Origin of the sequence: Acinetobacter calcoaceticus (assembly GCF_016508255.1) — a bacterium.
In the GTDB taxonomy this organism is placed as follows: Bacteria; Pseudomonadota; Gammaproteobacteria; order Pseudomonadales; family Moraxellaceae; genus Acinetobacter; species Acinetobacter calcoaceticus_E.
In genome coordinates, this window is the sequence record NZ_JADVKT010000008.1 from 64,302 (window position 1) to 86,428 (window position 22,127).

At 38.1% G+C, this 22,127-nt stretch carries 19 protein-coding genes and 1 pseudogene; 13 read left to right on the forward strand and 7 right to left on the reverse strand.

Annotated elements, in window-relative coordinates; translation table 11 throughout:
* Nucleotides 1-34 precede the first annotated feature (34 nt).
* The gene (locus tag I5515_RS14660; protein ID WP_075431236.1) at nt 35-205 is read left to right on the forward strand and encodes a hypothetical protein; all 171 of its coding nucleotides are present in this window, start codon (nt 35-37) and stop codon (nt 203-205) included.
* Between the two features lie 2 nt (nt 206-207).
* Here I5515_RS14660 and I5515_RS14665 read toward each other — a convergent pair whose 3' ends face one another.
* From I5515_RS14665 to I5515_RS14685, 5 genes are all read right to left on the reverse strand, one after another.
* Nucleotides 208-1,407 carry an NAD(P)/FAD-dependent oxidoreductase gene (locus I5515_RS14665; protein ID WP_199968125.1) on the reverse strand — a complete coding sequence of 400 codons (1,200 nt, stop codon included), beginning with the start codon at nt 1,405-1,407 and terminating at the stop codon, nt 208-210.
* A 121-nt stretch (nt 1,408-1,528) separates the two neighbouring features.
* A complete protein-coding gene (locus I5515_RS14670; protein WP_199968126.1) occupies nt 1,529-2,407 on the reverse strand; it encodes a 1-aminocyclopropane-1-carboxylate deaminase/D-cysteine desulfhydrase in 879 nt (292 codons plus the stop codon).
* 64 nt (nt 2,408-2,471) lie between these two features.
* Complete coding sequence (locus I5515_RS14675) at nt 2,472-3,581, reverse strand: HlyD family secretion protein (protein WP_199968127.1); 1,110 nt, start codon at nt 3,579-3,581, stop codon at nt 2,472-2,474.
* 40 nt (nt 3,582-3,621) lie between these two features.
* Nucleotides 3,622-5,265: an MFS transporter gene (locus tag I5515_RS14680; protein ID WP_199968128.1), complete on the reverse strand. Its 1,644-nt coding sequence runs from the start codon at nt 5,263-5,265 to the stop codon at nt 3,622-3,624.
* Nucleotides 5,262-5,831: a TetR/AcrR family transcriptional regulator gene (locus I5515_RS14685; protein WP_199968130.1), complete on the reverse strand. Its 570-nt coding sequence runs from the start codon at nt 5,829-5,831 to the stop codon at nt 5,262-5,264. Before I5515_RS14685 ends, I5515_RS14680 begins: the two co-directional genes overlap by 4 nt.
* A gap of 179 nt (nt 5,832-6,010) precedes the next feature.
* On the opposite strand from I5515_RS14685, the gene I5515_RS14690 reads away from it, so the two are divergent.
* The 3 genes and pseudogenes from I5515_RS14690 (at nt 6,011) to I5515_RS14700 (ending at nt 7,300) form a co-directional block, all read left to right on the forward strand.
* Nucleotides 6,011-6,634 carry a LysE family translocator gene (locus I5515_RS14690; protein WP_199968132.1) on the forward strand — a complete coding sequence of 208 codons (624 nt, stop codon included), beginning with the start codon at nt 6,011-6,013 and terminating at the stop codon, nt 6,632-6,634.
* Between the two features lie 161 nt (nt 6,635-6,795).
* Nucleotides 6,796-6,984, forward strand: a complete 189-nt coding sequence (locus I5515_RS14695; protein ID WP_003653431.1) for an NF038215 family lipoprotein — start codon at nt 6,796-6,798, stop codon at nt 6,982-6,984.
* Between the two features lie 37 nt (nt 6,985-7,021).
* Nucleotides 7,022-7,300, forward strand: a pseudogene (locus I5515_RS14700) (calcium-binding protein).
* Between the two features lie 110 nt (nt 7,301-7,410).
* Here the strand turns inward: I5515_RS14700 and metG are convergent.
* Nucleotides 7,411-9,477, reverse strand: a complete 2,067-nt coding sequence (gene metG, locus I5515_RS14705) for a methionine--tRNA ligase (protein ID WP_199968261.1) — start codon at nt 9,475-9,477, stop codon at nt 7,411-7,413.
* 360 nt (nt 9,478-9,837) lie between these two features.
* Between metG and I5515_RS14710 the strand changes: the two genes are divergently transcribed.
* From I5515_RS14710 to I5515_RS14720, 3 genes are all read left to right on the forward strand, one after another.
* A complete protein-coding gene (locus tag I5515_RS14710; protein WP_413784477.1) occupies nt 9,838-10,458 on the forward strand; it encodes a hypothetical protein in 621 nt (206 codons plus the stop codon).
* Between the two features lie 144 nt (nt 10,459-10,602).
* A complete protein-coding gene (apbC, locus tag I5515_RS14715) occupies nt 10,603-11,793 on the forward strand; it encodes an iron-sulfur cluster carrier protein ApbC (protein ID WP_199968134.1) in 1,191 nt (396 codons plus the stop codon).
* A 143-nt stretch (nt 11,794-11,936) separates the two neighbouring features.
* Complete coding sequence (locus I5515_RS14720) at nt 11,937-12,809, forward strand: 5'-methylthioadenosine/S-adenosylhomocysteine nucleosidase (RefSeq protein ID WP_199968136.1); 873 nt, start codon at nt 11,937-11,939, stop codon at nt 12,807-12,809.
* 30 nt (nt 12,810-12,839) lie between these two features.
* Here I5515_RS14720 and I5515_RS14725 read toward each other — a convergent pair whose 3' ends face one another.
* Nucleotides 12,840-13,406 carry a DUF2062 domain-containing protein gene (locus I5515_RS14725; RefSeq protein ID WP_199968137.1) on the reverse strand — a complete coding sequence of 189 codons (567 nt, stop codon included), beginning with the start codon at nt 13,404-13,406 and terminating at the stop codon, nt 12,840-12,842.
* Nucleotides 13,407-13,761: 355 nt separating this feature from the next.
* On the opposite strand from I5515_RS14725, the gene I5515_RS14730 reads away from it, so the two are divergent.
* The 6 genes from I5515_RS14730 (at nt 13,762) to I5515_RS14755 (ending at nt 22,116) form a co-directional block, all read left to right on the forward strand.
* Entirely contained in the window at nt 13,762-14,355 is a 594-nt protein-coding gene (locus I5515_RS14730) for a LysE family translocator (RefSeq protein ID WP_199968140.1), read from the forward strand.
* A gap of 114 nt (nt 14,356-14,469) precedes the next feature.
* Nucleotides 14,470-15,039, forward strand: coding sequence for a dCTP deaminase (gene dcd / locus I5515_RS14735; RefSeq protein ID WP_002120290.1), 570 nt, complete (start codon nt 14,470-14,472; stop codon nt 15,037-15,039).
* Between the two features lie 305 nt (nt 15,040-15,344).
* Nucleotides 15,345-16,658, forward strand: coding sequence for a hypothetical protein (locus I5515_RS14740; RefSeq protein ID WP_199968142.1), 1,314 nt, complete (start codon nt 15,345-15,347; stop codon nt 16,656-16,658).
* A 233-nt stretch (nt 16,659-16,891) separates the two neighbouring features.
* Nucleotides 16,892-18,931 (forward strand): hypothetical protein, encoded by a 2,040-nt coding sequence (locus I5515_RS14745; RefSeq protein WP_199968144.1) that lies wholly within the window; start codon nt 16,892-16,894, stop codon nt 18,929-18,931.
* Nucleotides 18,932-18,946: 15 nt separating this feature from the next.
* On the forward strand, nt 18,947-19,672 hold the full coding sequence (locus tag I5515_RS14750; RefSeq protein WP_199968146.1) for a DUF6160 family protein: 726 nt from the start codon (nt 18,947-18,949) through the stop codon (nt 19,670-19,672).
* Nucleotides 19,673-19,704: 32 nt separating this feature from the next.
* Nucleotides 19,705-22,116: a DUF6160 family protein gene (locus tag I5515_RS14755; protein WP_199968148.1), complete on the forward strand. Its 2,412-nt coding sequence runs from the start codon at nt 19,705-19,707 to the stop codon at nt 22,114-22,116.
* The last annotated feature ends 11 nt before the right edge of the window (nt 22,117-22,127 follow it).

The window sequence follows — 22,127 nt, forward strand, 5'->3', positions numbered from 1 at the left end:
GCCGTTATAAAAACAAATAAGTGAGGAAAATACGATGAAGAAACCAGGTCGTTTTTTAGCACCGATTGTCATTGCCGGAATTACGGTAGGTTTTTTAGCAAGCGCTTATAAATTTGTATTTAGTAAGTCGGAAAGCTCAAAACAGGCTACCTCTCAGCCACAAGATGCCCAAAACGCTTCAAATAGTTCGAAAAACTCAAATTAAACTTATACATATTGGGCAGCAGCATAGGCAGAAGACCACGCCCACTGGAAGTTATAACCTCCTAAATGGCCAGTCACATCGAGTACTTCGCCAACAAAAAACAGTCCTTTCTGCTTTTTACTTTCCATGGTTTTGGAAGATACTTCTGTTGTATCTATGCCGCCTAAAGTCACTTCAGCGGTACGATATCCTTCTGTTCCAGATGGTTTAACTGCAAAACCATGTAACTGCTCGGCAATATGATCTAGCTGTGCATCACTGATATTACCAATCGCTATTTCGCTCTGTTCTGTCCATATGAGTTGTTGTAACTCTTGGATGATACTTTTGGCAGTAAACTCATTAAGAAGGGTACGTAATAAAACTTTAGGCTGCGTTTTCTTTTTATCTTTTAAATAAGTTCCTAGATCTTGGCTTGGGAAAAAGTCAATTTTAAAACTTTCTCCGCTGTTCCAATAATTAGAAAGCTGCAAAGAACTTGGTCCACTCAAGCCACGATGGGTAAATAATAATGCTTCAGTAAAGCTATTTTTTGAGTTGCTTAAAGTCACATCTAAGGCATTCCCGCTTAAGCGTGTGGTTACTTCTTTAATGTGATCGGAAAAGGTAAAGGGAACTAGGCCTGCACGAGTTGGAAAAACCTGATGTCCAAACTTCTGTGCCAGTTCATAGCCAAAACCAGAACCACCGAGAGTTGGAATAGATAAGCCGCCTGTAGCAATCACTAAAGAATCACAAGTGTAATGTCCTTGATTGGTGTTTAGTGAAAACCCACCTTTTTCCAAGGGTGTAATTTGTCCAACTTCGCAATGGGTTTGAATATCCACATGTTTAGTTTTATTACACTCACTCACCAGCATTTCTAAAATTTCTTTAGCGCCGTTTAGCGTAAATAATTGCCCATGTTTACGTTCTTCATAGGCAATTTTATAATCACACACCAAACCGATAAAGTCCCAGTTGCTATAACGTGACAGGGCCGAAATAACGAAGTGTGGATTATGAGAAATATAGTTATCAGGCTCTACATAGAGGTTGGTAAAGTTACACTTACCGCCACCTGACATTAAAATCTTTTTACCAATTTTATTGGCTTTTTCCAAAATTAAAACCGAGCGGCCTCGTTTAGCAGCATGTGCGGCCAACATGAGTCCAGAAGCGCCTGCACCTAAGACAATGACATCGACATGACTGTTAGACATAAGAGATTCTCGATTAATCGTGAAAATTAAAAAGGGGCATATACTACCATGCCAACACCTACTCATGCCAAAGTCATTTACTGCCATGGCAGGCAAGCTCATCTAAGAAATTAAAGAAGCATTACTTTAATTTCTTTCTTATATCAGCCTGTAAGCCACCAGAATGAATCACTAAAATACGGGAATTTTCAGCGAAGTAATTATTTTTTATAAGGTCAAACAGACCGAACATCATTTTGCCAGTATAGATCGGTTCAAGTGGTACAACGTATTGCTCTTCAAAATTTTGGATAAATGCGAATAGCTCAGGTGAAGTTTTAGCGTAACCACCACAGCAGTAGGCATCTGTCAGTGACCAATTCTGTTTTTTAGTCCATTGCTGAATCTCTTGTTGTAGAAAGTCGCCTTTTAATGCTGAAAATCCTAAAACCTTTTGATGTGGTGCACTTCGTTCAATCAGTCCTGAAATAGTTCCTCCAGTTCCGACTGCACAGCAAATGACATCATAGTTTTGCAAATCACTTTGGCTGAGAATTTCCTGACATCCTTGTACTGCTAGCTCATTAGAGCCGCCTTCAGGAATAATGAAAGTTTCAGGAAATTGCTTGTGCAGATGTTGAAGATACTTTTCATCATCTTTTAAACGGTATTCAGAGCGCGATACAAAATGTAAATGCATTCCTAAACTTTGAGCTTTTGCTAAAGTTGCATTGAGAGGTTTGCTAGCTAATTCTTCTCCACGAATAATGCCTACACTTTTAAAGCCAAAAAGATGAGCTGCATACGCAGTTGCGGCAATGTGATTTGAATAAGCCCCACCAAAAGTCAAAACGCGTGATAACTCTTTTTGTTTTGCGGCAAGCAAATTGTATTTTAGTTTGAAAAATTTATTACCCGAGATTTGAGGGTGAATTAAGTCTAACCGCTTAATGTCGAGATGCAGGGGATAGGGTAATTGAATATGTTGATAAGGAACTGATTGAGCAATGTGATCAAACATTAGAAATTGAGGAAATAATGATTGATCACATTGTAACTTTTAAAATAGAACTTTAAAAAGCTGTTTACGAATTTGTATCGACAGAAGTAACTACTGACATACCTGGACGTAAATGTTCCATTCCTTCCTGATTTGGGTCAATGGTGATGCGTACAGCAATCCGTTGAACCACTTTGGTAAAGTTTCCTGTTGCATTGTCAGGTTTTAACACACTGAACTCGGAACCCGCAGCAGGTGAGATCTGCTCAACATGTCCTGTAAATTTTTTGTGTTGCATAGCATCGACTGTAAACCATGCCTTTTGGCCAATCCGCATATTGGCAATTTGGGTTTCTTTGAAATTGGCAATCACCCAAGTTTGTTGTGGAATGAGATAGAGTAATTGTGACCCTGCTGCTACATATTGCCCAATACGAGGGTTCACTTCACCAAGTTGACCATCCATCGGAGCAACTATAACGCTATAGTCTTTAGTGGTTTGTGCTTGGTCTAATTGTGCTTTGGCACTTGAAACTTGTGCTTCTAAGCCAGCTTCTGCAACTTGTGCTGTTTTAAGCGCTTCATTTGCAACTAACACATTGGCTTCTGCCTGTTTAAGCGCTGCAAGGTTATTTTCCGCATCTGCCGCGGCTTTATCTTGTTCAGATTTAGATGCTGCTCCACTATTGCCTAACTGCTGATAGCGTCTAAGTTGTGCTAAAGAGAGTTCATATTGAGCTTTAGCTTGATCTACTTTGGCTTGGGCTGCCACAATATCAGCTTGTTTCTGAGCAATTGATTGAGTTTGATTAGCTAATGTATTTTTAGCTTGTTCAACCCCAGAAGCTGCTTGAGTTACTTTTTGGTCGTAAGTGGTTGCATCAATATGCATGAGCACCTGACCCTTTTTGACATGGTCAAAGTCTTTAACTAATACATCTTTAACGTAGCCATTAATTTGTGATGATAAAATTGTGGTTTTACCTTTGACATAACTATTGTCAGTTTGCTGAACGCTCGTTGCAAAAGGTCCAATTCGCCATGCCCATAAAATCACTAAGATACCGACAATAAGAACACCCAACATCCATAATAGGGTTGAGTGTTTTGTTGGAATCAGTTTACTTGCAGGCGCAGGCTCGTTAACAGGTGCCTGAGCAGGCGTTTGTTCCGGTTTGTTTTGATCATCTGACATATATCAATCTCAATTTCTATTTCATCAATAACGAAAGCCATTAAGGACGGCTAATTCCTCTGCGTTGTAGGTATTTACTACGTGCAATATTAAATCCACCCCATAAGAGCAGCGCGACGGCAAAAATACCATTTAAAGCAATGACATCATTGTAGGCCCGCACTTGAGCCTCACGAGTGACCACTTGATTGAGTGAGCGTATAGATTGAGCTGTTTGTAACGCTGGATCATTCGTTGTGATGGCTGCACTGCGTTGATAAGTTGATAGCCGTTGAGCAACTAATGGGTCGGCTTGTTCTAAATCTTTAATAATCTCGGCTTGATAGTTTTGTGTACGATGTTGTTGATAGGTCGAGAAGAAAGATGATCCGACAAGACCACCGAAGGTTTGGGTTGCAGAGAACAAAACGATAAAAGTCACCACATATGAGGGACCTTTAGCAAGTGTTTGCGCAAAGCCAATAAGAAGTAATGGCCCAATAAATAAACCACCAGCAAAGCCCACTAAGAATTGACTTGCAAAGAAATTTATAGGCCGGACATCACTGGTTAAGTGATAATCTAGTCCACATGCAACCAGAATCAAAAACTCTGCAAATAGTAAGTGGAAGATAATTCTTTCACGTGAAAAAGTAAGTGCGCTAAAAAGTGTTCCGCTTAAAATTCCCACCAATATGACCACATAGAGTGGAACAAATTGATCAGGACCCATTCCCATGGTTTTTAAGAAGTTAACAGCAGCATAGCTTTGTTCCGACATTAAAAGTCGAATTGCAAAAGCACCAAAAATGAAACGTAGGGTAGAAGAAGTACCTAACCAGCGTGTCATAATTAATGGGTTAGCGCGATAGTGTTCGTAGAGTAAACCTAGAACAACTAAGCTAAAACCTGCAATTAATACATAAGCAAGCCATTCACTATTAAACCACCATAAAATTGGACCTTGCGTCAGCACAATACATAAACATGCAAAACCTGGAGCCAGTAAAGCAAAGGTGAACAAATCTTGCTTCTCAAAAACATAAATTCTTAAGCTACGTGGCAATTTCAATGAAACGACCATCGCTAAACAACAAAGTGCTAAACCGAGCTCAAAGGTGTAAAGAACAGACCAACTGTCTGTACTGACAAGAAATGGAGAAATAATCCAAGCCAATGGTACGCCGAGTTGCTGAAAGCCGAAGGCGATATATATTCCTTTTGCCATGTCTGCTTTTTTGAAGGCTTGCATGGTGTAATACATACCTAATGAGCTCAGTGGTGCACCAGCTAAACCTGCGACAACTCGAGCGAATAGAGCCATTTCGTAGGTATGTACAAAAATATGTAAAACCAGCACAACAATAAAAATGACAAGCCCTATTTCTGAAAATACTCTCAAGCCATACTGTTGTCTGGCTTTAAACAAAATCAGGTTTGAGCTGACATTTGCCATAACATAGGCGGCAGGGAGCCAAGCAGCTTCAGAAGGGGTTAGTCCATATTCACCTTGAATTAAAGGTAAATTTGCCGTAATAAAACCATTGCTTAAGCTTGCGGAAAGCGCGACAAATAAACCGATAAAAAAGTAAATAAACCGCTTAGGTATTGAGTGTGCAATAGCTGCCGGTGAACCAGGTAGAGTCGGTTGCTCTTCTGGTGTCCAGTCAGGTGGTGTTTCTAAATAACGAGGCGTTTTACTCATTCTATCCCTCGAATTTTTTGTATTTGAATACCATGAAATAGTAATTCAATTGCTCGTTTTGCTAAGCGAGTCTGTTCTTCTGGCTCATGTCCTTGAAATGAAGAACCCAACATTGCTGTGACCATTGCATAGTCATTGGCGGTTAGATCAGCTCGGCACAATTTTTGTTCTATTGCATTTTCAATCAGTGGATTAAGTGCATTATTTCGTCGTTCATAAATTTTTAACATAATTGGGTCTTGTCGATCAATTACTCTCCAAAAATCTTGCAAAATTGCGAGCTTGGGAAGTTGCCCAATATGTCCTTCAATTAAACGAAATAAACCGTCCTCGAATTGTTGAAAATGAGCTGCTTTTTGCTCTAGCTGTGTAATCGCACGTTCTAAAAGCGCGCTAATTAAAGCTTTGCGATCGCCGAAGTTACGATAAAACGTTGCTCTGCCTACACCAGCGTGGTCAATCACAACTTGTAAGGGAGCATTAATACCATGAATACGAAAGCATTCTTCGGCTGCATTGAGTAATTCATCCCGATTATGGGCAGCAATTTTTTGACGTTTACTCATGTCATCGCTTAGGGAATTTTAGAGGTTATATATTTAACGGACATTTTTGTCCGTTGTGAAGATATAAATTGTAAAAACATGAAAATTCAATTTCTATAATTTATATCTTCACGCATTTTTATATGTATCATAAAAAGCTGCTAGAATACCGCGCAATTGCGTGATGCTAGGTCAATACAATGTTTGAGTCCCTTATTCCTCTTTTTTCAATTGCGATGGCATTGATGCTTGGAGCAATAAGTCCTGGGCCAAGCTTTATTTACGTGGCACAAAATTCAATTTCTAAATCACGTAAACATGGTTTGTTTACAGCATTAGGAACTGGAACAGGCGCAGCTCTGTTTGGCCTATTAGCAGTTATGGGGTTACAAGCCGTTTTATTAGCCGTGCCTTCTGCATATTTAATTTTAAAAATTGGTGGTGGACTTTATTTACTTTGGCTTGCTTTTAAAATTATTAAACATGCCAAAGAACCAATCGCAGTTGAAAATGATTCAAAATCGAAAATGACTTATAAGCAAGCCTATCGATATGGTTTGATTACCCAGTTGAGCAATCCAAAAATTGCTGTCGTGTTAGCAAGTGTTTTTACTGCTTTGTTGCCAAAAGAAATTCCACATTATTACTATGTGGCCTTACCTGTAATTTGTTTTGTGATTGATGCAGGTTGGTACTCATGTGTTGCAATGCTGTTATCTTCAGAGAAGCCGAGAAACATGTATTTAAAGGCAAAAACAGGTGTTGACCGAGTGGCTGGAAGCATTGTTAGCTTATTGGGTTTAAAGTTAATTTTCTTCAAGTGATAAGTCTTTAATTAAAATATCTAAAAAATCCAAAGCCAGCTATTGATAGTCTGGCTTTATTTTTGCGCAAAATATATACAAATTGAAATATCTTTTTAGCACTTAAACATTTAAAAAGTGGTAACTTAATAAATAAAACAAAAAGAAATGAGGATCACGTTATGAAAAAACTAATGGTGAGCATTTCTGTAGTTTTTCTCATCTTAACTACAGGATGTGAGATGAGAACGATGAGTAAGCAACCACCCGCAAATGAGCGAACCATGAGTATTGTTGGGACTCCTGTTCATGAAAAGGATTATAAAATTTCTGATATCCAAGCCAATAATCATGAGCAATCTAACTATTAAGTGATTTGCTGGAATTGCCAGTTACTGTATTTTAAATATGGTAAATGCATGTGAAGCTGCTTCTTTAGATTGGCAGCTTTTCAGGAAAAATATGATTTAAATCATAATGGAATATAGAGTCTAAAAGAATTTCAATGAGTTGATTGTTTTTCATCTTTATAAGTGACCTAGCAAGAAATGTTTTCAAGGCGAAAACAAGCAAACAGAGCTATTTCATTATTTAGATGAAAATAAGAATGATTATTTAAAAGATGAGGAGTTTGGAAACATACATGTTTTATTTAATAACCCTTGTGAAGGGTGGCCATGGTTGTAATTTGAAAGCAATTGCTTTCTAAATTTATTTGATATTTTGGTTCACTCAGTTCTGACATTTTTAAAATAAAAAAAAGCTTCCAATTTAGGAAGCTTTTTTATTAAGACAGATTAAGAAACTTTATCGCCTGGTTTCGCGCCTGTATCTGGAGAAATAATGAAAATACCTTCATCATTTCCAGCAGCAAGTACCATTCCGTTTGAAATACCGAAACGCATTTTACGCGGTGCAAGATTAGCAACCATGACTACGAGTTTGCCTTTTAAATCCTCTGGTGCGTATTGGCTACGAATGCCACTAAATACATTACGTGGTTCAGCTTCACCAACATCTAACGTCAGTTGAAGTAATTTATCTGAACCTTCAACCGTACCTGCTTCAATTACTTGAGCAACACGTAAGTCAACTTTTAAGAAGTCTTCAATACCAATGATTTCTGCTTCACCAACTGCTGGAGTAGGAGCCGCCTTTTTCTCGGCAGCTTTATCCTTTTTCGCCGTCGCTTTAGTTGCTTCTGGAGCAGGAGCACCTAAAGACTCTTTAGATGCATCCACCATTGCGGCAACAGCTTTTGGATCAACACGTTGCATAAGCGGTTGGAACTGCGCAATCTCATGGCTTACAAGAATTTGTTTACGTGACTCGAAATTGAAGCTCTCAAGTTTTAAGAAACCTTGAACTTGCTCAACCAAAGTTGGAAGAACTGGAGCTAAATATACGGCTAATTGACGGAACAAGTTGATGCCAACTGAGCACACTTCAAGAACTTGTTGTTCTTGACCTTCTTGTTTCGCAAGTGCCCACGGTTTTTTCTCGTCAATATATTGGTTTGCACGATCAGCAAGCGCCATAATTTCACGAATAGCCATTGAGAATTCACGTGCTTCATACGCGCTAGCGATTGAATCACCTGCATCAATAAAACTTTGTACCAATTCAGGTTCTGCACATTCAGCAGATAAAGTATTGTCAAAGCTACTGTTGATAAATTTAGCGCAACGGCTAGCAATATTGACGACTTTACCGACTAAGTCAGAATTTACTTTTTGAATAAAATCATCAAGGTTTAAGTCAGAGTCTTCCACTTTATCTGAAAGTTTAGATGCAAAGTAGTAGCGTAAATATTCTGGATTTAAATGCTGTAAATAAGTTTCAGCTTTAATAAATGTACCGCGAGACTTAGACATTTTTTGTCCGTTCACAGTCAAGAAACCATTTACAAATAAGCCTGTCGGAGTGCGATAGTTTGCACCATCTAACATTGCAGGCCAGAACAATGCGTGGAAATAAACAATGTCTTTACCAATGAAATGGTAAACATCGTTTTGACTGTCTTTTTTCCAAAAATCATCAAAACTTAAATCTGGGCGTTTAGTTTTGATGTAATTTTCAAAACTAGACATATAACCAATTGGTGCATCTACCCAAACATAGAAATATTTATTTGGCGCATCTGGAATTTCAAAACCAAAATAAGGCGCATCACGAGAAATATCCCAATCAGTTAAACCCGACTCAAACCATTCATCGAGTTTGTTTGCAATCGAAACAGGTAAGCGACCTTCATCACGGGTCCATTTCTGTAAATACTCAGCAAAGTTAGGTAGTTTAAAGAAATAATGATCTGAAGATTTTTCAACTGGTGTTGCACCACTTAACGTTGAACGTGGGTTAAGCAATTCAGTTGCATTATAGGTCGTACCACAAACTTCACATGAGTCGCCATATTGATCTTCTGACTTACATTTTGGGCATGTCCCTTTAATGAAGCGGTCAGACAAGAACATGCCTTTTTCTGGGTCAAATAATTGAGTTACAGGGCGAACTGCAATATTTCCAGCTTCACGGTTTTTAATATAGATATCTGTTGAACGTGCTTTATTTGCATCGCTATGCGTTGAATCATAGTGATCGAAATGTACACCGAAGCCATCAAAATCACGAATATGTTCTTTTTGAACGTTCGCAATTTGCTCTTCTGGGCTAATACCGTTTGCCTCGGCACGTAGCATGATGGCAGTACCATGAGCATCATCCGCACATACATAAGTCACGTCATGGCCCATTGCCCGCATGGCACGAACCCAGATATCTGCCTGGATGTAACCGAGTAAATGACCCATATGAATTGGACCATTAGCATAAGGGAGGGCATTAGTGACTAAAATTTTACGCACGGATTTCATTCTCTCATTCGTATTTATAAGGTGAAAGATTTTAACTGATGAAGGAGGAAAAACAAAGCAACGCTTTATCTGACTACAAGACGAGAACTAAGTTCGAGTAGAGGATAAGCCATATATTTATGGCACAAGAAAGATTAATAATATTTGGGGGAGCACGAAAGGTGTCTATAAAAATAGATTTGAAACCAGAATTTGTTTCTCTTTAGAACAGATAAACAAATCAAAAAATATTTGAATCTTCCTGTATTGTCTTTGTTTCAAATTGCAGTTACGTTCAGAAAATAAGCCATAAAGATGTATAACTAATAACTTATTCAGGTAATTTTTTAATTAACTACGAGGATAACAACGATGACTACTGAAAATAAATTAGATCAATTAAAGGCAAAAGCGGCAGATGCAAAAGTACAAGGTGAAAAAGCTTTGGATGATTTAAAGGAAAACGTAAAAGCTAAAGAAACTGCTGGTAAAGAAGCAGTTGAAGATAAAGTAGATGAATTAAAGGCAAAAGTCGCAGATGCAAAAGTACAAGGTGAAAAAGCTTTGGACGATTTAAAGGAAAACGTAAAAGCTAAAGAAGCTGCTGGTAAAGAAGCGATTGAAGATAAAGTAGATGAGTTAAAGGCAAAAGCGGCAGATGCAAAAGTAAAAGGCGAAAAAGCTTTAGGTGATTTAAAGGAAAACGTAAAAGCTAAAGAAGCTGCTGGTAAAGCGGCAGTTGAAGATAAAGCAAATAATTTGAAAGGCAAACTTGAGGATGCTCAGCACAGTCTCCAAGACAAGTTCGATCATTTACGTACTGAAGCAAGCCATAAACTTGATGATGCCAAAGCTAAGGCAGCAGAGCTAAAAGATGAGGCTGCAACAAAATTTGATGAGTTGAAAACTCAAGCAACAGCAAAAATTGATGAGTTGAAGAAAACGGCAACTGATAAGTTAAATAAATTGAAGAACCATGATTCTGCTGAATAAGTTTATTTAACTAAAATCTGCACTCCTTACCTAAAAGATGAGATTGGAAGTTAGTAATTATTCATCCCAAGGTGAGCGAGTGCGGACCAATACTGTTACACTATCTCCATTAAGCTGTAATGATCTGTTTTTGGAGTAAACAATATGTCTTGGCTTTCTTCATTAAAGTCTGTTTTTTCACCCGCCCAAGAAGTGAAAGAAGATGAAATCCAAACCGTACTCCAAAATTATTTACTACCGCATTCAAAAGATGCTTTAAAAGAGCGCATTAGTCAGCTTCAAGTGCAAGGTCGAGTATTACAACTCACTATTAATACCTTTCCTGATGAAAAAGAGCACTTGCAGCAAATTCATGATGATTTGGCTGGGGCTTTAGAAAAGTGTGGCATTGAAGAACTAAACCTACATGTGGTTCAACAGAAGCGCCCTGCACAAGATAGTTCAAATTTACCCCCTGTGTTCGATGCTTCACCTAAATCAGAACCAGACCCAAATAATCCCCCTATTCAAAAAGCCGCTCCGCAACAAAGAGATGTGCCACTTCATCCGCGTATTAAGCATGTTATTTTAGTTTCATCAGGTAAAGGCGGCGTTGGTAAATCGACAACTACTGTCAATTTGGCACTTGCCTTGCAAAAGATGGGACTTCAGGTTGGGGTGTTGGATGCCGATATTTATGGTCCAAGTATTCCGACAATGCTAGGCAATGCTGGCAAAACTCCGCTGATTGAAAGTGAAAACTTTGTGCCTTTAGATGCCTATGGTATGGCGGTGTTATCGATTGGACATTTAACTGGCGATAACAACACACCTGTCGCATGGCGTGGCCCAAAGGCAACGGGCGCTTTAATGCAATTATTTAATCAAACGCTTTGGCCTGATTTAGATGTATTAATGATTGATATGCCACCAGGTACTGGAGATATTCAACTCACGCTTGCTCAGCGTATTCCAGTTACAGGTTCAATCATTGTGACTACACCACAAAATGTTGCCTTACTAGATGCTACTAAAGGAATTGAGCTATTTAATAAAGTTGGCATTCCTGTATTAGGTGTTGTTGAAAATATGTCGACCCATATTTGCTCTAACTGTGGGCATGAAGAGCAAATTTTTGGTATTGGTGGTGGTGACAAGCTCTCTGAACAGTATCATATTCCATTATTAGGGCGTTTACCTTTAAATGCTCAGATCCGTGAGCATGCTGATCAGGGCAAACCGAGCGTTGTAGCAATGGATGATGCGGCTGATAGTTATATTGATATTGCTAAAGCTCTGTGGGAACAGATTGAGAAAATTCCTCAACGTACACGTGATGATAAACGTATTTTCTAATTCATTAAGACCCGATTTTAAATCGGGTTTTTTATTGTTTGGTTAAAAGAAAAATTTAAAGTACTGAATTTTAATAACAAAGCTAAACTTGAAATTGGCATATAGATTGCTACTTTACACTTTTTAAAAAGAAAGGGTAAAAAATGCAATTTAAATGTGCTTTTAGCGTAATCAGTTTATGCAGCGCTCTATTTTTAGTCGGGTGCAATAATGGTGATTCATCTGTCTCTCAAACACCAACAGTTCAGGAACAAAAACAAAAATTACAGCCGATTATTATTCAGGGTGCGTTACCTGTAGAGTCACAACAGTTGGCAGCCAAATTACAGAATGTGACTGTTGAAACTATAGGTGGATGGACATTCTGGAAGGGGACTCACAATGGCTATCCAATGATTATCTCTAAAACACGCATGGGCATGAGTAACTCGGCTGCCGCAACTGCTTTAGCTATTGAACGTTATAAACCGATAGCAATTATTAATCAGGGAACAGCAGGTGGGCACGACCCAAATCTACACGTTTACGATATTGTTTTAGGCAAATATGCGATCAATATTGGTGCATTTAGAACACCTAAACAGCCATTAGGTGCTGGTTCAAACTCACTTACGTGGGTTGAAGCCTTTGATGTGTTGCCAACAGATGAGTCTGATCCGGAACCTATTGCAATTCGTAAATTTGAAGGTGACCAAGAATTATTAATGGCAGCACATAAAGTCCGTTATGAGAAAGGTGAGGTGGTTGAAGGAACTATTGGTTCAGCAGATGTTTGGAATAATGAGCTTGATCGTATTCAATTCTTCCATCAACGTTATGGAACTTCTGTTGAAGAAATGGAAGCAGCGTCAGTTGCACAAATCGCAAGTCAATTAAATGTTCCTTTTTTAGGAATTCGAATCTTATCTAATAATATTACTAATAATGGAGCTTATGACCCTGGTACAGGAGAAGCGTGCCAAGAGTATGTACTCAATGTGGCCGAAGAATATATGAAATCAAAACTACCAAAATAATAATTTAAATATAGGCAAGAAGATGGATTCTTACAGAGCCTCTTCTTGTTTTTTATGACCAGGTCTGCTTTTCCAATTTCGGATGACCATCCAGCGCCAGAAAATCTCGGTCACAATATATAATATGATTGCAAATACAAATGCTTCAACAATAAGTCCTGACATTAAAATTTTAGCAAGGCTAAAATCAATGTGCCCATGGCCTAAATGAGTAATCCAGCGGGAAATTTGGTGTAATACACCTAACAGCATTTCTTTGTTGATCATATGCACATGAAAAATATGTGCACCAAACCAAAAACCTATATATAGAATAGGAACTAGAGTAAGAGGATTACTTAACCAAGCTAGCATTAAGCTAATTGGTAAATTTACTTCGAATAGTAAGACCGCCATCACAATAAATATACTGTGAAAAGGGATAGGCAGTAGACCAAAAAAAGTTCCAACAAAAACAGCTCGGGTAATTGATTTCCGATTGACATACCAAAGCACAGGATTAAGGGTCTTTTTACCAAAAATCCTTAGAAATTTCATATTTGAGACTTTCTCGGGTGAGGGAAGCCAAGATTGAAAAAATTGCTTTGCCATAATCATAGGATAGTAGAGCGCGGAGACTCATATAAACACAAAAAAACAATATATTAATTGAAACTTATTAAAAGCTTAAAAATTAAACTTACTGCAGTGATCACTTATTATAGATCTTTTCGGCACAGAAATAGATTTAAAATAAAAATACTTATATTACTTAAGAGAATTTAGCATGCAAAGCTTAACAACTGACTCTAAAGTTTTCTTTATTATTTTTTGTGGTAGTTATATAAGTATTTGTTTTTAATATTTTTATTTTAAATTAAAAAATGATTTAAAAAATTTTGTCTTACAATTACCCTTTGCCATGTGACAGGATATCCATTAATCTGAGATGACGATATTGTGAGGTCATTCAATGATTTCATGGCTTTTTATTGGCTTAGTAGCCACAATTTTACTTACACCTGGTCCAACGAATACTTTACTCGCTTCTTCAGGCGTGCAAGTCGGACTACGGAAGTCAGTAAAACTTATTCCAGCAGAAGTTTTGGGTTATGTGATCTCTATTTCTGCATGGGGAATGCTGATTGGGAAAGTGTCCACCACATTGCCATTGCTGCCGCCTATTCTTAAGTTATTGAGTGCTTGCTATATTATTTTCTTAGCCATTAAGTTATGGCATACGGCAAATCAAGAAGTTGAATTAAATCAGCCTACGATTCGTACTCGTGAATTATTTTGTGCAACCTTATTGAATCCTAAAGCCTTGCTCTTTGCTTCAGCAATTTTTCCTGTGGTTGCATGGAGTGATTTTCATATTTATTTGATTCATATGATGGCTTACTTAGCACTTATTACGCCAATTGCCTTATTCTGGATTTTCCTAGGATCACTTTTAGCGTCTAAGAAAGTTACGTGGTTAAATCAGACTAATTTGCAAAAAACAGCTTCACTCGTTTTAGTTAGTTTTTCAATTCCTATCAGTTATTCTGCTTTACTTAGCCTTTAAAAGTACTACCGAGCTATTCTTATTTACTTGAGTAGCTCTGCATTGTTTTCATAATTGCTTTTTTAAGTTAAAGTACGTCGAAATCAATGAAATTACCTTTTGGATAGAAAATACATGGCTATTAAGTCTGATCGTTGGATTCGCGAGATGAGCGAAAAACACGGCATGATTGAACCTTATGCAGAGAATCAAGTCCGTTTTGATAAAAATGGTGAAAAGTTGATTTCCTACGGGGTCTCTAGCTATGGTTATGATGTACGCTGTGCCCGTGAATTCAAGGTTTTTACTAACGTACATTCTGCAATTGTCGACCCAAAGAATTTTGATGACAAAAGTTTTATCGACATTGAATCAGATGTTTGTATTATTCCGCCGAACTCATTCGCTCTAGCACGTACAATTGAATATTTCCGTATTCCTCGTAATGTATTGACCGTATGTTTAGGCAAATCTACCTACGCTCGCTGCGGTATCATTGTGAACGTGACGCCGTTAGAACCTGAATGGGAAGGTCATGTAACTTTAGAGTTTTCAAACACCACTAATCTACCTGCCCGTATTTATGCAGGGGAAGGTGTAGCACAAATGCTATTCTTTGAAAGTGATGAAGTATGTGAAACATCTTATAAAGACCGTGGTGGTAAATACCAAGGTCAAACTGGTGTGACACTTCCTAAAACATAATTTTTCTTAGATAAAGAAAAGTCTTAAAATAATGGGTCGCTTAGGCGGCCCAATTTTATGGATAAAATTAAGTTGAGCTACGTTTATCGGAATAGTGATAAATGACAGTTTCCTTTTGTAAAAAATAATATAATATGATCAATAATTGATTTGTTTTTTTGTTCTGCATCACAGTATTGAAAAACAAATGTATTGGATATAGGTTACCTTTTTAGTAGTGATGACTTAGATATCTACTGAATTCGGACAGGCCAAATAAAAAGAAATTAAACAGGATTATGCCCCCAAGGATACGGAGGTCGGCCATGCGACAGTTTACGTCTCTTCATGCAGCGATAGCAATTGGAAGCTTATGCTTTTCTTCAGCGTATGCAACCTCTACATTAGTCCCTATGTCTGATTCGGAACTATCTGCAACTCGTGGTCAGGCTTTGATGAGCATGTCTTATATTGCACCTACTGACTCTGCAAACTTAGAAAAATTACGTGATAGTAGTAGTAATGTAGGTTTCTATAAATTGGGCTTAGATGCTGATTTAGAACTGAATGCGAACATTAAAAAATTGCAGCTTGGGTGCGGTGGAGCGAATGGTGCGGGCGCATGTGATATTGATATCGATAACTTAAGTCTAAGTGGTCTTTCAGATACTAACGATGGTCGTGCGAGCTCTTCGGCAAAACTAACCAATCCGTTTATTGAGTTTGCGATTAAAAATCCTAACAGTGCATCAACTCGCCAAGTGGCTGGGGTAAGACTAAGTGCTGAATCTATTCAGGGCTTACTTACTTTTGGTTCGGAAAATACGGCTACAAAAAATGGTATTAACTCTTTTAGTGGGTATATGGTAACTCAAGGGACTGGAGGAACTGTAAATACATTTGCTCGCTCTCCAGGCTCTGGTTTAACTCAAACTAATTTAGGGACAGTAATTACTGGTCGAGCACGAAGTTCTGATGGTTTAATCTGGGCTAATTTTAAATCTACAGCTTATGATTTAGGTTTAAGTAGTGCGTCTGGTAGTTTAACTTTGCCTTCACAAGTCATTTCTGGCAAACGTATTACTACTGCGAATTTGACTGGTACTGCTAATGTAAGTGGTATTAATTTATCTGGAACTATTTCAGCAGATGCGAAACTCGATCTTGGTTTAACAATTCCTTTATCAGGTAATTTAACAGGTGTGATTAACAATTTAGGTGTAAATGTTGCTGTAAATGAAGATCTAGGTTACTTCCATAAAGTTAATTTGAATGGCACAGCGGCCTCTCTTTCCTTACAAGGGCAAAATTTACAATGGACAGGGGCTAAGTCAGTTTCTCAAGCAGGGTGGTGGTTAGAACTTTCGAATCCAATTGATATTGGTGACGTAACCCCACAGTCACAAGTAGTCATTACCGATGATGTTGTTAAAGCCGCTCTAGGTAAAGTCAGTGCATATTTAGGAAAAGATGAAAATGCAGTCAACTGCGGCTTGCTCGCAATTTCTTGTTTGGCAGGGAGTATCAATACAGGAAATATTGATTTATCTGGTCAATCAGTTCCTATGAATTTGACGAATTTAGTCTTAAAAAACCAGAGTTTTGCTCCTAACTGCTATGGAAACTTAAAGTTCTGTTAATCTTAAAAAGAATTTAGTAGTTGGTGCTTTGCATTCATCGGAAAAGTAATTTTTTACATGCTTTTTTTTGCATTTGTGCAAATATTCCGCATAATAGAAATGTGGAAAGGTTGGCAATATCTTTTAGATATGCCCCTTCGTCTAAGGTGAAAAGGATAGATTCACCTGACATCAAGGATTGTTAAAGAAAAATAAATATGGTGCGCGGCATCGTATAAAACAGGAAGGTCAAGATGACTACACTTAATTATACGGTAAGGTTTCAAAAAACCGTTTTGGCAAGTTTAATTGGGCTTTGTATAAGCCAAGCTAGTTTCGCACTCGAAGAACTTTCTGATGCGGGCTTAAGTGAAACTACAGGTGAAGGTATTGCTATCTTGCCACAGAGTGCTTATATGGTATTTCGTGGTGCAGGTCCTAATGAAACCTCTAATCAGATATTAACTGATCGGACTAAAGACACTGGTTATATCAATTATGTGCCTGTTGGTCCTTTAAGTATGACAGCGGCAGATACCAATAAAAATGGCTCGATTGATTCGGGTGACCGCGCGGTTGGTAAAGCAGATATTTTTCTTTATGGCTTAGCGCTTTCTAAATCTGATAATGATACAAATACCCGTATTGCTTCTACTGATGCGGCTGCTGCAATCTCAAGTTGGGGTACTGCTGTTAACCCATGGATTTTTAAAGTCGCGACAGAAAATTCGGTACCTAATTTCAGTGCAGCAAATTGTAGTGGTGCGACGGACCCAACTTGCCAAGTAACCTATTTAGCTTTGGAAGCTCCTTTGTATGAAGTTGGAACGAAGGATTCTATAGGTATAGATGCTTATAAACTGAAATTAGGTTTGTGGTCAGATATTTTTGTCCGGAATCCAAATAAAATAGATGGTGCAGCAGATCAATTTAATTATGGCGATTCAAATGGTTTAATTGGCACTAGTACCGATGCAAGTCGTGCAAATCGCCTTCGTTTACAAGGGGTTTGGAATAATTTTAGCTTAAATGGCAGCCGTTTACAGCTTTTCCAAACATTAGGAGGTGCAACATCTGCTGGTGGAATGAGTCCTTTTTATAATAATACTTTAGGTTTAGCAGGAGTTATTCGTTTAAACAGCGGTGATGCATCTAATTTAAGAGCAACAATTACTTCAAATACTCCAACATCTACGGTAGGACCATGGGTAAATCGCTATAGTACCCAATATACTGGTGCGCCAAGTAATAACTCTCCAAGCTCGGATTGGTTATATCGGATTCGTAGTCAAACTACGACCGTTACTTCTACAGGTTCATGGACCGCGCCAACTGATAGTGCTATGAATAATGTATTACGGTTGAGTACTAGAGAAACGAGTGATACCGGAAATCTGCTCACACCTGCAATTAATGGTGGGCTTGCTCCAACTTTTGATGCGAATGAAGGTTTATATCTCTATAACCCAAATATTAACCTTGTTTTGGGATCTTTATATCAGCCACTGGTTTTAAGCTCAGATGGTAAAAACTTTAGTTTAGAACTTGCTCGTATTCCGAATAAACCAGAAATTTATAAGAAAATTTATACAGATTATAGTGGTGCCGATACGAGTTATTTAGGTTCAACTTGTAATATTTACCAATGTGGTACGAATGTAACATTAGGTGGTAAAACTTACCAAGGTTCTAGTGCAACGCATAGCAGTATTTCAATTGGTTCAACCGTTTATAATGCAACGAATAATACTTTAGAAGCATTTAAAGGGAACAGCACACAAGATGCGGTCGGTATTTCATTTGGTAAGTTGCCTACAGGCACTGTGGCGGCTATAACGCAGACTAGCAATTTCTATCAATTGCAAAATCAGGAGCGCCGTGCAGGTAGTTATAGTTGTGGATTTTTGAACTTAAGTACTTGTTATGATACTTGGCAGTACCGTACAGCAACAGGCTGGACTGGAAATGCAGGCTCAGGTTTGAAATTTGACTCTCAAAGTGCTAACTGGGCAAATGTAGATAGCACGGCTTATTATAATCCTACGGTAAATAATACAGGATATACCTTAGCTGATGCAGGGAATAGCGCTCAGTTTGTTGTACCAAATGGCACACCTCTACCAGATGCAGTTTATAACAATGGACGTTGGTCTACCACTACTCCAAATGCAGATTTAAACACCTATAAGTTATCGGGAGCGCAGATCAGTTCTGCAATTACCAATAACATGGGTTCAGCTGTAATTGATGGTGTATTAATCCAACATTTGAAACTCACCACTAAAGGCTTATAAGAGGAGGATAATGATATGAAAAAATTAAGTACTTTAATCCTCGCTCTTTGTGCAACAGTTACTCATGCGGAACTACAAACTTTAGATAATGATGCATTGCAGGCGATTAATGGACAGGCTGGTGCTGATTTATCTTTGATGCTTAATTTAAACCAGACGAGTAACGGTATATTTGATAATGGTAGTGGTGGTGTCTGTGAGAACGTAGAGTTCTGTCATTTAGGTTTAGCGATTAACAAACGGTTTGTGCAAGCTGATGCGACTAAACCAAGTGGTTGGGCTGAAAATAGCGATAGTGGTAATAAACTTTGGTTAGTTTTTAAGGGTATACAAGGCACATTGAATATTCAGAAAATGGGGCTTGATGGCGCTGATTTAAAATATCTAGATAAAAGTAATACCGAGATAATTAAGCCTGCTATTCAGCTTAGTTTTAGTTCAGCTCAACCGATTTTATTCCGTAATTTTGGTTTTAATGCTTTATCAATTGAGCAAGATAACTTTACGAGCTCAACAACTACGCAAGGCTCGAGTGCAAATATGTATGATTATGCATATTTCAAAAAAACAACATATGCGGCGACTGCTAATAGTGGGAGTCAGCAAGTTGCTACAGCAACTCCATCAGCCTATGACTATGGACGTGAAACTGGTTTTATGGGCTTGATGATGAACGGAAACTTAGCTATTCAAGGAAAAGTCATGGTCTTTAGTTGTGATGGTAGCCATCCTCGTTGTTAAGGGTTAATGTAGATTTCAAAGGAACTGAAGTGATGAAAAAAAATAAAGAAAATCACAGCTCAAAGTTTATTTTAAATACATTAGCAACCAGCATGTTGTTAGTGAGTGGACAAATCTATGCTTTAGAAGCTTTAACAGATGCTGATTTGAGTGCCGTCAATGGACAAGATGGGATCTCTATTCAAACTACGTTTAACGAAATCAATATTGATAATGCTTATTGGGATGACCATGCAGGCACACCAACAAGTGCTGATCAGGTCTTAAGAGCTCAAGCAAGTGGTGTAAAAGTCCAAAAAAGTAATGCATCTAATCAACCCTTAAGTACTAATTACCGTTTAGATGTTGGGAGTAATACAACTACAGGTAAAGCAGGCATAGATTTTTCTATGCAGAGTAGTCCTTCTCTTATTACCGTAAATAGCTTCAAAGTTTGTAATAGTTCAGCTACATGTTCGCCAACTTTAGGGCAATTAGCGATTCAAACGACTTCTCCTTTAAATTTAGCAATCACTACCCAAGATGGTTTATTTAACCCCAATAGCCAATCTAGCATGACGCTTGGTATTAATAATGCCAATATTTATTTAGGGCAATTAGATGCTCGCAGTCAGTTAAACCAACTAATTTTAAAAAACTTTAACTTTAATTTTGTTGGTAAAGGAGTGATGTTTGTAGATCCATCCCGTGGTGTAGTTTTACAGACAAATACGGGAACAAACATTGCTAGTGTAGGGCAAAGTCCGAACAGCACCTATGGTTATGTTGATTTTAACCGCGTAGCAGATTCAGCTTCGGGTTTAACAGCAGGTACCTATGTAGACAGTAGCGGAAAAGTAACAAATTCAGGCCTAAATATTGAGGTCATGCTCAGCTCTAATGTAGATAAATCTAACCCTTATACTCTAGATGCAACCAATAGCCCGCAAAATGCGAAAGGCTTAATTCGTTTAGGGGCAAGTGGCCGAATGGTCAATGGTTATCTACAACTTCGTGGGTTAGATGGTACGGCAGACACTACCACTTTAGGCACTGCAAATACAGCTTCGGGTACAGGTTCAAGTAATAGTATTTTGGGTAACTCTGGTGTTGCCTTTCGTATGAAAGGTGAATTCACTAAAGATAATGACTCAATGCTAGGCTCAGATGGTAAAGCAACTACCTTAGAAATTGGGGGGGCTGGTCTGAATGCTTACGGTTTCGAATTTGGTAATTTAACAGGACTTAACTCTGCTACACGTGGTTATTTCGATAGTGGGAATATTTATCTAAATCTTGCAGATACGAAAACCTTATTAATGCCAACCAATGCGACCTTAAATGGAATTCGTTTAGGTAGCGGTACTCTAACGACAGCTGCTGATTATCAGCATAATATTCACCGTGATACGGTTACTAATCCATTTAGTTTAATTCTTGCTATGCGTGGTGCTGAGTTTCAAGCATTTTCAAGACGCGGTCGATTTACTACAAGTGCGAATGTCGCTGCTGCAAACCAGTTTTCAGACAATGGTTTAACTAACCAGTGGGGTTTAGCCTTACCTTTTTATAACTTAAATGCAAATGCTGCTGTTTATGGTTTAGATGCCCCTTCAAATAGTGCTTATTACTATACAAAAGATGCCAATGGCAAGCCTGTTCAGAATGTTGTTGCTACAACTGGAACGACTTCGCGTTTAGGTTTTGGTATTGCTGCCGGAACTACCGGACGTGATGCGACTGGAACCAAAACGACCTCAATTTTATTAATTGATGGTTCTCCAAATGCCAATAATGGGGGTAGTCCTACCGATTATTACATGGGATTACGTAACATTGATATGTTCGTTAAAGGCAATGGAAGTATTGGTTTAGAAAATGGTAGTCTCAACATTAGTTTAAAAGAGATGCTGCTTGCTTTATCAACAGAAATTGCAGCAGGTTATTTACCAGGGGCTAAATATAAAACTTGTCCCGCTACTGGTTCATGTACTTCTCCAATCGACAATTTTGCCAGAAACAATGATGTCTTATTTGGTTTGAAACTGCGTTTAGGTGGAGATCTTAACTTATCAGTTGTGCCAAACAGTTCAATTGCTGATGGTAGTGCTTTAACTGTCTTAGGCGATTTTACAATGCCTACTACAGCAACTGGAAACTCAGTCCAGATTAGTGATCCGATTGATGGTTCTGCAATTGGTTTTGAGAATATGACTGGTAAACTAGCGTTTAACTCTGCGTTAGTTGTGGGTAAAGATACTGCAAGTGGATTGGGTAAGGTCGGCGTAAATACATCAGTTTATTTTAATCCAGATAAGAGTATTGATGGCGCATTACGTGTTAAAGATATTAATTTCTATCCGCCATCAACTGGTGCAGGTGCACGTTTAGGTGAGCTTGCAATTACTGGTGGACGTTTAAATAGCAGCTTTAGTATTGTGCCTAGAAATGGTGCTTTTAACTAATGAATAAAAGT

What these genes read in the sequence shown, in the direction of transcription:
- I5515_RS14660 (WP_075431236.1), top strand. Translation starts at nt 35, where the DNA reads ATGAAGAAACCAGGTCGTTTTTTAGCACCGATTGTCATTGCCGGAATT.
- I5515_RS14665 (WP_199968125.1), bottom strand. Translation starts at nt 1,407, where the DNA reads ATGTCTAACAGTCATGTCGATGTCATTGTCTTAGGTGCAGGCGCTTCT.
- I5515_RS14670 (WP_199968126.1), bottom strand. Translation starts at nt 2,407, where the DNA reads ATGTTTGATCACATTGCTCAATCAGTTCCTTATCAACATATTCAATTA.
- I5515_RS14675 (WP_199968127.1), bottom strand. Translation starts at nt 3,581, where the DNA reads ATGTCAGATGATCAAAACAAACCGGAACAAACGCCTGCTCAGGCACCT.
- I5515_RS14680 (WP_199968128.1), bottom strand. Translation starts at nt 5,265, where the DNA reads ATGAGTAAAACGCCTCGTTATTTAGAAACACCACCTGACTGGACACCA.
- I5515_RS14685 (WP_199968130.1), bottom strand. Translation starts at nt 5,831, where the DNA reads ATGAGTAAACGTCAAAAAATTGCTGCCCATAATCGGGATGAATTACTC.
- I5515_RS14690 (WP_199968132.1), top strand. Translation starts at nt 6,011, where the DNA reads ATGTTTGAGTCCCTTATTCCTCTTTTTTCAATTGCGATGGCATTGATG.
- I5515_RS14695 (WP_003653431.1), top strand. Translation starts at nt 6,796, where the DNA reads ATGAAAAAACTAATGGTGAGCATTTCTGTAGTTTTTCTCATCTTAACT.
- I5515_RS14710 (WP_413784477.1), top strand. Translation starts at nt 9,838, where the DNA reads ATGACTACTGAAAATAAATTAGATCAATTAAAGGCAAAAGCGGCAGAT.
- apbC (WP_199968134.1), top strand. Translation starts at nt 10,603, where the DNA reads ATGTCTTGGCTTTCTTCATTAAAGTCTGTTTTTTCACCCGCCCAAGAA.
- I5515_RS14720 (WP_199968136.1), top strand. Translation starts at nt 11,937, where the DNA reads ATGCAATTTAAATGTGCTTTTAGCGTAATCAGTTTATGCAGCGCTCTA.
- I5515_RS14725 (WP_199968137.1), bottom strand. Translation starts at nt 13,406, where the DNA reads ATGATTATGGCAAAGCAATTTTTTCAATCTTGGCTTCCCTCACCCGAG.
- I5515_RS14730 (WP_199968140.1), top strand. Translation starts at nt 13,762, where the DNA reads ATGATTTCATGGCTTTTTATTGGCTTAGTAGCCACAATTTTACTTACA.
- dcd (WP_002120290.1), top strand. Translation starts at nt 14,470, where the DNA reads ATGGCTATTAAGTCTGATCGTTGGATTCGCGAGATGAGCGAAAAACAC.
- I5515_RS14740 (WP_199968142.1), top strand. Translation starts at nt 15,345, where the DNA reads ATGCGACAGTTTACGTCTCTTCATGCAGCGATAGCAATTGGAAGCTTA.
- I5515_RS14745 (WP_199968144.1), top strand. Translation starts at nt 16,892, where the DNA reads ATGACTACACTTAATTATACGGTAAGGTTTCAAAAAACCGTTTTGGCA.
- I5515_RS14750 (WP_199968146.1), top strand. Translation starts at nt 18,947, where the DNA reads ATGAAAAAATTAAGTACTTTAATCCTCGCTCTTTGTGCAACAGTTACT.
- I5515_RS14755 (WP_199968148.1), top strand. Translation starts at nt 19,705, where the DNA reads ATGAAAAAAAATAAAGAAAATCACAGCTCAAAGTTTATTTTAAATACA.